The 13,454-nt window shown below is 53.3% G+C and carries 13 protein-coding genes; 6 read left to right on the top strand and 7 right to left on the bottom strand.

Annotation, left to right across the window (positions count from 1 at the left end; genetic code table 11):
- Positions 1-49: 49 nt before the first annotated feature.
- The 3 genes from GUC22_RS22310 to GUC22_RS22300 form a co-directional block, all read right to left on the bottom strand.
- Positions 50-1,759, bottom strand: coding sequence for an FKBP-type peptidyl-prolyl cis-trans isomerase N-terminal domain-containing protein (locus GUC22_RS22310; protein WP_049130715.1), 1,710 nt, complete (start codon positions 1,757-1,759; stop codon positions 50-52).
- Positions 1,756-2,175, bottom strand: a complete 420-nt coding sequence (locus GUC22_RS22305; RefSeq protein ID WP_024360328.1) for a hypothetical protein — start codon at positions 2,173-2,175, stop codon at positions 1,756-1,758. The genes GUC22_RS22310 and GUC22_RS22305 overlap by 4 nt, the downstream gene beginning before the upstream one ends.
- Positions 2,176-2,441: 266 nt before the next feature.
- On the bottom strand, positions 2,442-2,789 hold the full coding sequence (locus tag GUC22_RS22300; protein ID WP_004872121.1) for a YacC family pilotin-like protein: 348 nt from the start codon (positions 2,787-2,789) through the stop codon (positions 2,442-2,444).
- A 146-nt stretch (positions 2,790-2,935) separates the two neighbouring features.
- On the opposite strand from GUC22_RS22300, the gene cueO reads away from it, so the two are divergent.
- Entirely contained in the window at positions 2,936-4,519 is a 1,584-nt protein-coding gene (cueO, locus tag GUC22_RS22295; protein ID WP_064342177.1) for a multicopper oxidase CueO, read from the top strand.
- A gap of 80 nt (positions 4,520-4,599) precedes the next feature.
- Here cueO and GUC22_RS22290 read toward each other — a convergent pair whose 3' ends face one another.
- The gene (locus tag GUC22_RS22290) at positions 4,600-6,990 is read right to left on the bottom strand and encodes a glucose/quinate/shikimate family membrane-bound PQQ-dependent dehydrogenase (RefSeq protein ID WP_004872116.1); all 2,391 of its coding nucleotides are present in this window, start codon (positions 6,988-6,990) and stop codon (positions 4,600-4,602) included.
- Positions 6,991-7,193: 203 nt separating this feature from the next.
- Here GUC22_RS22290 and hpt point away from each other — a divergent pair, with 203 nt between their 5' ends.
- Positions 7,194-7,730, top strand: a complete 537-nt coding sequence (gene hpt / locus GUC22_RS22285; RefSeq protein ID WP_014227950.1) for a hypoxanthine phosphoribosyltransferase — start codon at positions 7,194-7,196, stop codon at positions 7,728-7,730.
- Positions 7,731-7,780: 50 nt separating this feature from the next.
- Here hpt and can read toward each other — a convergent pair whose 3' ends face one another.
- Complete coding sequence (can, locus tag GUC22_RS22280; protein ID WP_004129036.1) at positions 7,781-8,443, bottom strand: carbonate dehydratase; 663 nt, start codon at positions 8,441-8,443, stop codon at positions 7,781-7,783.
- A 107-nt stretch (positions 8,444-8,550) separates the two neighbouring features.
- Here can and GUC22_RS22275 point away from each other — a divergent pair, with 107 nt between their 5' ends.
- From GUC22_RS22275 to GUC22_RS22260, 4 genes are all read left to right on the top strand, one after another.
- Complete coding sequence (locus GUC22_RS22275; RefSeq protein ID WP_004872112.1) at positions 8,551-9,477, top strand: ABC transporter ATP-binding protein; 927 nt, start codon at positions 8,551-8,553, stop codon at positions 9,475-9,477.
- Positions 9,474-10,244, top strand: coding sequence for an ABC transporter permease (locus tag GUC22_RS22270; protein ID WP_004129040.1), 771 nt, complete (start codon positions 9,474-9,476; stop codon positions 10,242-10,244). The genes GUC22_RS22275 and GUC22_RS22270 overlap by 4 nt, the downstream gene beginning before the upstream one ends.
- A 121-nt stretch (positions 10,245-10,365) precedes the next feature.
- Positions 10,366-10,806, top strand: a complete 441-nt coding sequence (locus GUC22_RS22265) for a PTS sugar transporter subunit IIA (RefSeq protein ID WP_004872110.1) — start codon at positions 10,366-10,368, stop codon at positions 10,804-10,806.
- A 57-nt stretch (positions 10,807-10,863) separates the two neighbouring features.
- Positions 10,864-12,117 (top strand): polysaccharide deacetylase family protein, encoded by a 1,254-nt coding sequence (locus GUC22_RS22260; RefSeq protein ID WP_049130712.1) that lies wholly within the window; start codon positions 10,864-10,866, stop codon positions 12,115-12,117.
- A gap of 1 nt (position 12,118) precedes the next feature.
- Here GUC22_RS22260 and panD read toward each other — a convergent pair whose 3' ends face one another.
- Positions 12,119-12,499 carry an aspartate 1-decarboxylase gene (panD, locus tag GUC22_RS22255; protein ID WP_004129045.1) on the bottom strand — a complete coding sequence of 127 codons (381 nt, stop codon included), beginning with the start codon at positions 12,497-12,499 and terminating at the stop codon, positions 12,119-12,121.
- A 93-nt stretch (positions 12,500-12,592) separates the two neighbouring features.
- The gene (gene panC / locus GUC22_RS22250) at positions 12,593-13,447 is read right to left on the bottom strand and encodes a pantoate--beta-alanine ligase (RefSeq protein ID WP_154955227.1); all 855 of its coding nucleotides are present in this window, start codon (positions 13,445-13,447) and stop codon (positions 12,593-12,595) included.
- Positions 13,448-13,454: the final 7 nt, after the last annotated feature.

Genomic DNA, 13,454 nt, shown 5'->3' with positions numbered 1-13,454 from the left:
AGGCGTGGTAAGAAAATGGCGAACGCCGCCCTGGCGGGAGGCGTTAGGATCAGGGTTTTTTAGCCTGCGGTTGTGCTGCAGTGGCGTCAACGATTCTGAGCGAATAGACCATGGTCGCTCCCGGCGGGATTTTAGGCGGTTTGCCTTCGCTGCCGTAGGCGAGCTCGGGAGGGATCACGACCGTAATAGCGCCGTGATTTCCCAGCCGCTTTATGGGCCCAAGGAACAGTGGAGGATAAGATTTCAGGGACTGAGACCACACTTTACCCTCCGCCTCCATATCGTTAATGACGGTTCCGTCAGTAAGCGTTTCTTTGATGGTGACGGTAACGATGTCGCTATCGAGAATCTTGCCCTTACCGGCATAATCTATGCGACTGTAAACGCCATCTTTCAATACCACTCCTTTTTGCTGCGCGAACTTTTGCTGATATTTCTTTCCTTCGCTAAGCGTTTGCTGTTCGATCTTCTTCAGGTTCTGAAAGACTTTTTTAGATACATCGAACAAAGCTTTATTGCGCGCTTTCTCATCAAGGGCGATATTTCCGGAAAAAGAATCCTGGATCCCCTGCAGTACGGTATCTTTGCTCATTTTTACGCCCTGGGAATCCCGGGTGGATAAGAGCTGTAGCACTTCAGCGCCCATCGATACGCCAATAGCGTAAGCCTGCTGCAGGGGCGCTTTCGCAAGGTCGATAGCCGCTGGTTTTTTAGCTTCGGCATCAGCTAACATGGTTTTTAGTCGGGTAATTTCATCTGCGCTGGCTTGCAGTTGGGCTTTATCTTTATCGGCGGCATCCTCCTGAAGGGATGACAGCTGCTTGCTGATGATAAAGGAATCCAGTTTAGCCGTGAGCGCCTGTTTTTCTACCCCTGCAGCCGCCAGTTTTGTCGTTAAATCCTTTTCTTTCGTTTCATAGGCGGCGAGCTTCGCGAGCACGACTTTATGGTCTGTTTCAGCCGCCTCCAGCTTCGTTTGTAGCGCCTGCCGGGCGGCGTCAGCCGCGGTGAGTTTTGCGCGCATTTGCCCCTGAGCTGACTCAGCGGCAGCGAGCTTGCTAATGAGCGCTTGTTTGTCTGATGCAGCAGCCGTGAGCCTGGAGGCCGTATCTTGCTTTTCCGTTTCCGCCGCGGCGAGTTTCTTTATCAGTGCCTGTTTTTCAGCGGTTGCCTCAGTCAGCTGCAGCTCGGCTTTTTGTTTTGCGGATTCTACTAATAATAGCCTTTTTTCTTGCTGCACTATTTTATTTTCGGAGGCGTTACGCTGGCCCACGCTCTGTTTTATTTCAGCTGCGGCCGTTAGCTCTTTATCTATTAATCGTTGTTTTTCGGCTACAGCAGCCGCTAATTTTTTCTCAAGCAGCTGAATTTTATCAGTCAGCTCTTTTTGGTTATCTGCTGCGGCATTAATCGTCACAGGTTTAGCTTCCAGCTGCTGTCGAAGCTGGCGGATGAGTTTATCTTTTTGAGAAATTATTGCAGCCTGGCGGGAGATATCATTGGTACTCTGAACGCTTTTTTTATTGGTTGTTTTTGTTTTATTGCTTTTTTCCTCCACGGGCTTAACAGGCTCACGACTTTCCTGCGCCTGCTGCTCTTTAGCGTAATTTAAAAATGCAGGGCCTGAAGCGTCGCTGCTTGAACTCGTCGTGACGCTTATCAGCGCATCTTTTTCCGCAAAGGCGTCCGGCGATAGCGCCAGCACAAACACTGCTGCCAGCGATACCGAATTGAAATTTTTAGCTATTTTCCCGTTCATAGCTGAACATTTTCACCACGTTTAACAAGACTATCTATCAATGCCTTTTCAATATCAGCGCATAGCTTGATTGATTTGAACTGGTACATCGAATCGATTCCCTGTTTTGTCGGTTCAGCGACTTTACTGCGGACAGAATTATATTGGGTTGCAGCGCTCAGCAGGGCGGTGAACTCATTACCGAGTTTGTCTGCCTGCTTTGGATTCACTTCTTTCAGAGACTCAAGAGCCTTACGGCAGGAGTCTAAACGCGCTTGCTCATCTGCGACTCTCTGCTGTTCCGTTTGTTGTTGGCTTAATGTCGTATCAGATAATGGTTTCATTAATCTGGCGGATTGTCTGGACTGCGTTGAATTACAGCCCACTAATAAAATGACGGCCAGAGGCGCTATGCGTGTAAATAAGGATATGTTCAAGGTTTCATTCCATTGATAAAAAGGGGTGTTATTGGGCGATAATAGTGTGCAAAAAAGAAGATTGCAATATTAGAGTTTTGTTTTTGAAAGTCTATTTATTATATTTGTTTTGGTGATGAGTCAAATTCTTAATGAATTAAGTTTGAATTGTTAGTGAATTCTATGAATTGAGATATAAATTAAAGCACGTAGTTAATTGAGCCGCTATTATTACGGCGCATCATAGCCGTATTCTCACGGCTACCGATTTTTTGAAATGAGGGGGATTATTTCACGTAAGCAAGCAGGCTAAGTGAGTCACGCGCCAGCGCTTTACATTTTTTGGTGGTGGGGATTTTGATTCCGCTGAGGTCCCGGTAGCTATCTTCACCCAGCGCTTTCATATTGAAGCTGTCGTAATTGCTTAAATCCCACTGGTTCTGCTGAGCAAAAAAGACCAGGGCGCGGCGAATCTGCGTGTTGGGCAGATTTTGATAACCGCAGTCGTTCTTCAGAAAGACGAATACTGCCGTTAAATCAGCCATATCCTCCGCTTCGGACTCGCTTAATGCATAGCTATTGGCGGAGAGAGTGAGCAGGCTGCCAAGCACTATTGTTCTGAAAAGCGTCTTCATTTTTTCTACCATTGAATCACGGACGAACAACGTTAGCATACTTCGTTACACTGCGCCGAGCTTTATTCTTACTCTTCTACTTGACCTTCCTGTTGGGGGAGGGTTTAAGCTCAATTATTCACCAGCAGAATAAAAAGGATGTGAAAATGCAACGTCGTGAGTTTCTTAAACTAACCGCTGCGGTAAGCGTAGCCAGCGCATTGCCGCTATGGAGTCGCTCGGTTTTCGCCGCCAGTCGTCCATCGTTGCCTGTACCGGAGCTACTTACCGCCGACGCGCGCAATCGCATCTCGTTGATCATCCAGGCCGGAAAAACGCAGTTCGGCTCTCATCTTGCGACCACCTGGGGCTATAACGGTAATCTGCTGGGCCCGGCCCTACAGCTTAAGCAGGGGGAGCAGGCAACCATCGATATTCATAACCGGCTGGCGGAGGAGACCACCGTACACTGGCACGGTCTGGAGGTTCCCGGCGCCGTTGACGGCGGTCCCCAGGGCGTGATTGCCGCCGGAGGCTCCCGCACGGTGACCTTTACTCCAACGCAGCGGGCGGCGACCTGTTGGTTCCATCCTCATCAACATGGCAAAACCGGCAGACAGGTCGCGATGGGGCTGGCGGGGCTGGTACTGATTTCTGATGCGGAAAGCGAAAAGCTGCTCTTGCCAAAGCAGTGGGGAATTGATGATGTCCCGGTGATTGTGCAGGATAAAAAGTTCACCGCAGCGGGAGAGATTGATTATCAGCTCGATATCATGAGCGCAGCCGTTGGCTGGTTTGGCGATACGCTGCTGACTAACGGGGCGCTTTACCCGGAGCATGCCGCGCCTCGCGGCTGGCTACGGTTGCGTCTGCTTAACGGTTGTAATGCGCGTTCTTTGAATTTCGCCACCAGCGATAAGCGGCCCATGTACGTGGTGGCAAGCGATGGCGGTCTGCTGGCTGAGCCGGTGAAAGTCAACGAGCTGCCGGTGCTGATGGGGGAGCGTTTCGAAGTGTTGGTGGATACCACTGACGGGAAACCCTTTGATTTAATTACGCTACCGGTTAACCAGATGGGGATGGCGATTGCTCCGTTTGATCGGCCGCAGCCGGTATTACGCGTGCAGCCACTGACTATCCAGGCTTCCGGTAAGCTGCCGGATGTTCTGGCCGCTATGCCAGCGCTGCCCTCCCTTCAGGGGTTTACTCAGCGTACTCTGCAGCTCTCTATGGATCCGATGCTCGATATGATGGGGATGCAGGCGCTGATGCAAAAATATGGCGACCAGGCGATGTCCGGCATGGACCATGGCATGATGATGAATCATGGCGATATGGGGAATATGAATCACGGAAACATGAATCATGGCGGCATGGCGCAGATGAAGCACGGTCATCAAGGTTTTGATTTCCATAATGCGAATCGAATCAACGGTAAAGCCTTTGATATGAATGTTCCCCTGTTTGCGGCGGCGAAAGGGCAGTATGAGCGGTGGGTGATTTCCGGCAAAGGCGACATGATGTTGCATCCTTTCCATATTCACGGTACTCAGTTCCGTATTTTGTCCGAAAACGGTAAAGCGCCGGCACCCCACCGGAGCGGCTGGAAAGATACCGTCAGGGTGGAAGGCGATGTCAGTGAAGTGCTGGTGAAATTTGATCACGATGCGCCGAAAGAACATGCCTATATGGCGCACTGCCATCTGCTGGAGCATGAAGATACGGGGATGATGCTTGGATTTACGGTGTAGCTCGTCTAAGCGGGCTCGCCTGGCGCGAAAAGAGAGAGACGTACCATAGAGAGAAGGCCCGGAAACCGGGCCTTCTTTTTTTACTTCGCGTCGTCCGGTAAAGCATAAGCGACGATATAGTCGCCCATCTTCGTGCCAAACGAACCGTGACCGCCCGCAGAGATGACAACGTACTGCTTGCCATTCACTTCATAGGTCATCGGCGTCGCCTGACCGCCAGCCGGCAGACGTGCCTGCCATAACTTCTCGCCGTTGCTCATATTGTAAGCGCGCAGATAGTTATCCGCGGTCGCGCCGATAAACAGCACATTGCCGGCCGTCGAAATTGGGCCGCCCAGCATCGGCATACCCATGGTGAACGGGAGCTTAACCGGCATCGGGAACGGCAGGCTATCCTGCGGCGTACCGATACGTTTTTTCCACACCACTTCGTTGGTTTTCAGATCCAGCGCGGAGATATAGCCCCATGCCGGCTGTTTGCAGGGCAGACCGAACGGTGACAGGAACGGGTTGAGCGTGACGCCGTAAGGAACGCCGTACTGCGGCTGAATACCGGCCTCGGTACCCGAACCTTTGGCGTCTTTTGGTTGCTCCATCGGATTACCGGGTCCGCGAGGGATCAGTTTTGAGACAAACGGCAGCGCCATTGGGTTAGCAATCGCCACCTGGCGGTTCGGATCGACGGAAATACCGCCCCATTCGAACATCCCCAGGTTACCCGGGAAGACCAGCGTACCTTGTTCTGACGGTGGAGTGAAAATCCCTTCATAGCGCAGCTGATGGAAGATAACGCGGCACACCAGCTGGTCGAACATGGTGGCGCCCCACATATCCGCGCCGGTCAGGTCTTTCTTCGGTCGGAAGCTCAGGTCGGAGAACGGCTGAGTTTTTGCGACGTAGTCACCTTTCGCCGCCCCTTGCGGAACCGGTTTTTCCGGTGCCGGGACGACCAGCTCACCGTTACGGCGATCGAGGACAAAAATATTACCGGTTTTTGCCGGAGCGTAAATCACCGGCACGGTTTTGCCGTTCACGTCAATGTCCGCCAGCGTCGGCTGCGACGGCATATCCATATCCCACAGATCGTGATGAACGGTCTGGTAACTCCACGCCAGTTTACCGGTCGTGGCGTTCAGCGCCACGATGGAGCTGGCATAGCGCTCTTGTTCGGGCGTACGGTTGCCGCCCCAGATATCCGGGGTGGTCACGCCCATAGGCAGGTAGACCAGATCCAACTTCGCGTCATAGGCCGCCGGTGCCCAAGAGTTTGGTGAATTCAGGGTGAAATGATGTTCATCATCAGGAATCGCGTTGGGATCTTTCGCGCCCGGATCAAAGGCCCACAGCAGTTTACCGGTATTCACATCAAAGCCGCGAATAACGCCTGAAGGCTCGCGGGTGGAGAAGTTATCGGTCACGGCGCCGGCGATGACGATTGTCTTATCAGTAATAATCGGCGGTGAAGTGGGTTCATACATGCCCGGCGTGGTGACTGGCATATTGGTTTGCAGGTTGAGAATGCCTTTATTAGCGAAGGACTCACACAGCTTACCGGTTTCGGCATTGATGGCGAACAGGCGGCCATCGTTGACCGGAAGAATAATGCGGCGCGGGCAGTCGGCAACCACATCCGCCGGCGCGTTATCCGCTTTGGCTTCATGATATGAAACGCCGCGGCAGGTCACATGCTGGAAAGACGGGTCCGCGTTGAGCTGCGGATCGAAATGCCACTTTTCTTTACCGGTGGCCGCATCAAGCGCGAACAGGCGCTGGTGGGCGGTACACAGATAGAGCGTGTCGCCAACTTTAATCGGCGTGACTTCATTGGTGATTTCACCCGGATCGTTAGGCTGCTTGAGATCGCCCGTACGGAATACCCATGCCTCTTTCAGGTTCTTCACGTTATCGGCGTTAATCTGCTTCAGCGGCGAGTAGCGCTGGCCTTCCTGGTTGCGGCCATACGCCGACCAGTCGCCATCGGCCACCTCGGAAATTGGCGCCGCTGGCGTTGCATCAGCGCTCAGCGTACCGTTGACCTCCTGCGGGTCGTTGAAGCCAGCCCATGTAAGGATGCCGCCGCTAATCAGCAGGGCGACAACCAGCCCGGCAACGGCGCCAGAGGAGGGAATCGGCAGACGACGCCAGACAAACGGCAGAATAAGCCAGATGCCGAAGAAGACCAGGATGTCGCTACGCGGAGTCAGCGCCCAGAAGTCGAAGCCAACTTCCCATACGCCCCAGATCATGGTGGCAAGCAGCAGCGCGGCGTACAGCCAAAGCGCAGAACGCTTACCGCGGAACAGCAAGACGGTGACGGCCAGCATCACCAGACCTGCGACAGGGTAGTACCATGAGCCGCCGAGGGCGACCAGCCAGGCCCCGCCTGCTAAGAGATACAGGCCACAGAACGCTGCAAAAAGAGCCGTCAGCGTCACGAGTAGCCGTGATTGTTGAGATTTTGTTTCTGCCATAGAAGGACACTCGTTTGTTTGTTAATTTTTTAACTGCAATTAATTATAGGATTTAACAAGTGTGATCGGAATCACAAAATGGGCTTTATTAATCACTGCATCGCATATTTCTTTTTGCTGGTATACTGCGTGGCTTGCCGGTCAACGTCGGTGCAATCGCAGCGGAGTTGATGATTTACATTAAGAATCAAATGGTTAGTTTTATGAAACATACTGTAGAAGTGATGATCCCGGAAACCGAGATCAAAGCCCGTATTGCTGAGCTCGGTCGCCAAATCAACGAGCACTACAAAGATAGCGGCAGCGAAATGGTGCTGGTGGGGCTGTTGCGTGGCTCATTTATGTTTATGGCCGACCTGTGCCGTGAAGTTCAGGTACCGCATGAAGTCGATTTTATGACCGCCTCCAGCTACGGTAGCGGCATGTCCACCACCCGTGACGTCAAAATCCTCAAAGACCTGGATGAGGATATCCGCGGTAAAGATGTGCTGATCGTGGAAGACATCATCGACTCTGGCAACACGCTGTCAAAAGTGCGCGAAATCCTCAGCCTGCGTGAACCAAAATCGCTGGCGATTTGTACGCTGCTCGATAAGCCAAGTCGCCGCGAAGTGAAGGTGCCGGTTGAGTTTGTCGGTTTTGCGATCCCGGACGAGTTCGTGGTGGGATATGGCATCGACTATGCTCAGCGCTACCGCCACCTGCCGTATATCGGCAAAGTGACGCTGCTGGACGAGTAACGCGGATTATCTATCCCGGCTTATCCGGGATATTAAGAGGGGCGCGTGAATTACTTGTGATTGACGTGCTTGCTTTTAAGGTTGGAAATTCCATGGCGATAGCGCTGTTCCAGCGTTTCGCGGCTGACGGCGGTCACGTCAAGATCGCGTAACATGCCGTCGTGAATGCCGTAGGCCCAGCCGTGAATTGTCACTTTCTGTCCACGCTTCCACGCCGACTGCATAATCGTTGAATGGCCAAGGTTGTAAACCTGCTCCATCACATTCAATTCACACAGCGTATCAAGGCGGCGCTCTTCGGGCATTTCCCCCAGCAGCGAGCTGTGCTTAAACCAGATATCGCGAATATGCAGCAGCCAGTTGTCGATAAGGCCTAGCTCGGTGTTTTCAATCGCCGCCTGCACGCCGCCGCAGCCGTAGTGGCCGCAGATGATGATGTGTTCGACTTCCAGGACGTCGACCGCGTACTGCACCACGGAAAGGCAGTTCAGGTCGGTATGAATCACCAGGTTGGCGACGTTACGGTGTACAAACAGCTCGCCGGGTTCCAGGCCGGTCAAACGTTCAGCGGGGACGCGGCTATCGGAACATCCAATCCACAGAAAGCGCGGCTTCTGCGCCTGTGCCAGTTTCTCAAAGAAACCGGGGTCTTCCTCCACCAGCATTTTTGACCATAGTGCATTGTTGCTGATGAGTGTATCTATATCGTTCATGGATGTTTACGGGCCTGTAACCAAGTAAGTGCGTTGCGCTAATATAGGTTAACCTCACATTTTTTAAAACAACCCATCGCGTGTCACGACACGAGAAGAGACATTTAATGACCATTGCTCTGGAACTAAAACAGCTCAAAAAAACCTACCCCGGCGGGGTTCAGGCGCTGCGCGGAATCGATCTTCAGGTAGAAGCGGGCGATTTTTACGCGCTCCTGGGGCCGAACGGCGCGGGAAAATCCACCACTATCGGCATTATCAGTTCGCTGGTGAACAAAACCTCCGGCGAGGTCAACGTGTTTGGCTATGACCTGCAAAAGGATGTGGTGAACGCCAAGCGCCAGCTCGGCCTGGTGCCGCAGGAGTTCAACTTTAACCCCTTTGAAACCGTGCAGCAGATTGTGATTCACCAGGCGGGCTACTACGGCGTTGAGCGCAAAGAAGCCATCGCCCGTAGCGAAAAGTACCTCAAACAGCTCGATCTTTGGGAAAAACGCAACGAACGCGCGCGGATGCTCTCCGGCGGCATGAAGCGCCGCCTGATGATTGCCCGCGCGTTGATGCATGAACCGAAGCTGCTGATTCTCGATGAGCCAACGGCGGGAGTGGATATTGAGCTGCGTCGTTCGATGTGGGGATTCCTGAAAGATCTGAATGATAAAGGCACCACGATCATCCTGACGACCCACTATCTGGAAGAGGCCGAAATGCTGTGTCGCAATATCGGTATTATTCAGAACGGCGAGCTGGTGGAAAACACCTCGATGAAGGCGCTGCTTTCCAAGCTGAAATCAGAAACCTTTATTCTCGATCTGGCTCCCAAAAGCCCATTACCGGTACTGGAAGGCTATCAGTATCGTCTGGTTGATACGTCGACGCTGGAGGTTGAGGTGCTGCGCGAGCAGGGGATTAATAGCGTATTTACGCAATTGAGCGCGCAGGGAATACAGGTATTAAGTATGCGTAACAAAGCTAACCGTCTGGAAGAGCTGTTTGTCACGCTGGTACACGATCGGAAAGGAGAATCAGCATGATGCAGCTTTATTGGGTCGCGCTGAAAAGCATCTGGACCAAAGAGATCCATCGCTTTATGCGTATTTGGATCCAGACGCTGGTGCCGCCGGTCATTACGATGACCCTTTACTTTGTCATTTTTGGCAATCTGATCGGCTCGCGCATCGGTGAAATGCATGGTTTTACCTATATGCAGTTTATCGTGCCGGGCCTGATTATGATGGCGGTGATCACCAACGCCTACGCCAACGTCGCGTCATCATTCTTCAGCGCGAAATTTCAGCGCAATATTGAAGAACTGCTGGTCGCGCCGGTCCCCACCCATGTGGTGATCGCCGGCTATGTGGGCGGCGGCGTTGCCCGCGGTCTGTGCGTCGGGATTCTGGTGACGGCGATTTCGCTGTTTTTCGTTCCGTTCCAGGTTCACTCATGGGTATTTGTCGCCCTGACTCTGGTGCTGACCGCCGTGTTATTTTCGCTGGCTGGTCTGCTGAACGCGGTGTTTGCCAAAACCTTTGATGATATCAGCCTCATTCCGACCTTCGTGCTGACGCCGCTGACCTACCTCGGCGGGGTTTTTTATTCGCTGACCCTGCTGCCGCCGTTCTGGCAAGGCCTGTCGCATCTGAACCCGATTGTCTACATGATCAGCGGCTTCCGCTACGGCTTCCTCGGCATTAACGATGTTCCGCTCGCCACAACCTTCGGCGTGCTGGTGGTGTTTATCGTCGCGTTTTATATTTTGTGTTGGTATCTGATCCAGCGCGGGCGCGGGCTGCGCAGCTAATTTAGCCGTTAATGGCGCTTCGCTGCGCAGTTAAGCGAAGCGCCAGCAAACAATTTTGATTGTCATCACCGATATTTATCGCTTCCCTTGCTAAATTGTTTGCCTGCTAAGGAGGTAGGCGATGTTAGGTTGGGTGATTACCTGTCATGACGAACTGGCGCAGGAGATGCTGGATCGTCTGGAGAAAAAGTTTGGGCCGCTGACGCAGTGTCGGGCGGTTAACTACTGGCGTAATCTCAGCAGCAATATGCTGAGCCGCATGATGTGCGACGCGCTGCACGAAACTGACGGCGGGAAAGGGGTCATTTTTCTGACTGATAAAACCGGCGCGGCGCCTTATCGCGTCGCTGCGCTGATGAGCCACAAGCACACCCACTGCGAAGTGATTTCTGGTATCAGCTACCCATTACTGGAAAGTATGTATCTGCTACGTCCGTCCCTCAGTAGTGAAGCCTTCCGCCACGCGATTGTCAGCGCCGGAGGTCCTGCGGTGAGCAGCCTCTGGCATCAGCAGCAAAAAAATCCGCCTTTTCGACTACTGCATGAGCCGTACGGGAATTAAGCATTGGTATTGATGATGCTTTTGTTACAATGACGGCAGTTCTTGTCTACTGGTTCGATGCGCATGTTTGCCCGAATTCTTGCTTTACTTCTCCTGTTCACGACGCTCGGCGCCTCAGCCAGTTTGTTAAGCCAGCAGGGTGTCCCGGCACGTTATATGCAGACGACCGAAGATGCCGATATCTGGGCACAGGTGGGCAATCAGGTAGTGAGCGTCGGCAACGTGCGGGCAGGACAGATTCTGGCGGTAGTGCCGACGGCGGCGGATTACTATGAGTTTAATTTTGGCTTTGCGACCGGCTTTATTGATAAAGGCCACCTGGAGCCGGTACAGGGGAAGCAGCGGGTTGAGGACAGCCTGGGCGATCTGCATAAATCCCTGAGCAACCAAAACCTCATGACCTGGAAAGATACGCCGGTATATGATGCCCCCGCCGTTGGCAGCGCGCCCTTTGGCACCCTGGCGAGTAATTTGCGTTACCCGATTATCAGCAAGCTTAAAGATCGGCTGAATCAAACCTGGTTTCAGATTCGCATCGGCAACCGGCTGGCGTGGGTGAGCAGCCTTGATGCCCAGGAAGATAACGGCATCCCCATCCTTACCTACCACCATATTCTTCGTGACGAAGAAAACACCCGCTTTCGCCATACCTCAACAACGACTTCCGTTCGCGCCTTCAGCAACCAGATGACCTGGCTACGCGACCAGGGCTATACCACGCTGAGTATGTATCAGCTTGAGGGCTATCTGCGTAATAAAGTGAACCTACCGGCGCGCTCGGTGGTGATCACCTTTGACGATGGGCTGAAGTCGGTCAACCGCTACGCGTACCCGATCCTCAAGCAGTATGGCTTTCACGCCACGGCTTTTATTATCTCGTCGCGCATTAAGCGCCATCCGCAGAAATGGGCGCCGAAATCGCTGCAGTTTATGAGTATTTCCGAGCTAAAACAGATTCAGGACGTTTTTGACGTGCAGTCGCATACCCATTTTCTCCATCGGGTTGATGCCGCTCGTCATCCAATTCTGCTCAGCCGCAGCTATCACAATATTCTGTTTGATTTTGAGCATTCGCGGCGGGCGCTGGCGCAGTTTAATCCGCACGTACAGTATCTCTCTTACCCGTTTGGCGGCTATAACGCCACGGCGGTTCAGGCGGCGAATGACGCTGGTTTTCATCTGGCGGTGACGACGGTAAGAGGAAAGGTGAAACCGGGGGATAATCCGTTCTTATTGAAAAGGCTGTATGTATTAAGAACGGATTCGCTGGAAACCATGTCGCGGCTGATAAGCAACCAGCCGCAGGGGTAGATCAGGCAACCTGTACCGGAATAGCTTTTGCCTGGCGCTTCATTTCGTTCTCGCCTTCAAAATAGGCCACTTTCGGCTGCCAGGCGCGGGCTTCTTCGTCAGGCATCATAACGAAGCTGGCGATAATCAGAATATCACCGACGCTCGCACAGTGCGCCGCGGCGCCGTTAACGGAGATAATTCGCGAACCGCGCTCCGCGGCGATGGCGTAGGTGGAGAAACGATTACCGTTGGTCACGTTCCAGATATGAATAGCCTCGTTTTCCAGGATGCCGGACGCATCCAGGAAATCCTGATCAATAGCGCAGGAGCCTTCATAGTGCAGGTCGGCCTGCGTGACTTTAACGCGGTGGAGTTTGCCCTGCAGCATATTACGAATCATAACGTCTACCTTTAAAGCTTAACGATAACAAAGCGGGCGTGACGTCCGCCTTGAGGAAATTCCTGGCAGTATTGCCCGATTTTTAACCCGTGTCTACCGAGCGAGCGCCACTATCTGGTTGTCGATCAAACGCGCTTCGCCGAGCCACGCCGCCATCAGGATCACCGCGCGCTGGCTGTTTTCGGTCAATTCGAGCAGCGTATCGGCGTCGCGGATCTGGATATCATCGGCGCGGAAGCCTTTTTCGTTCAGCTCCTGCCCGGCAATCGCGATAATTTCGTCAAGGTTGCGCTCGCCGGCCGCCAGTTTCTCCGCCGCGCGATTCATCACCTTATACAGCCCCGGCGCGATTTTGCGCTGCTCTGCGCTGAGATAGCCGTTGCGCGAACTCAGCGCCAGCCCGTCTTTCGCGCGCATAATCGGTACGCCGATAATCTCGATGTCGTAGCCCATATCCGCGACCATTTTGCGGATCAGCGCCAGCTGCTGGAAGTCTTTTTCGCCGAAGCAGGCGACGTCCGGCTGGATCAGGTTGAACAGCTTGCTGACGATAGTGGAAACGCCGCGGAAGTGGCCTGGACGGCTGGCGCCCTCAAGCATTGTCGATAGCCCCGGGACATCGACGTAAGTCTGGCTTTCGGTACCCTGCGGGTAGATTTCCGCCGCGGCAGGCGCGAAGACCAAATCGACCTTCCGTTTGTTCAGCTTTTCGCAATCGTCCTGCAGGGTACGCGGATAGCGCGCCAGATCCTCGGCGCGGTCAAACTGCATTGGGTTGACGAAGATACTTGCCACCACGACATCCGCGCTGGCTTTAGCGGTATCAACCAGCTTCATATGGCCATCGTGCAGGTTGCCCATGGTGGGAACCAGCGCAATGCGCTTGCCATCCTGGCGTAAACGGCGGATATGCTGGCGCAGCAGCGGCAGGGTTTCAATAATCAGCACAACAACA

It is taken from the genome of Klebsiella sp. MPUS7 (genome assembly GCF_009905335.1).
GTDB classification, from domain to species: Bacteria; Pseudomonadota; Gammaproteobacteria; order Enterobacterales; family Enterobacteriaceae; genus Klebsiella; species Klebsiella grimontii.
The sequence above is the reverse complement of the archived record's forward strand: the minus strand, read 5'-3'. Positions and strand labels throughout refer to the sequence as shown.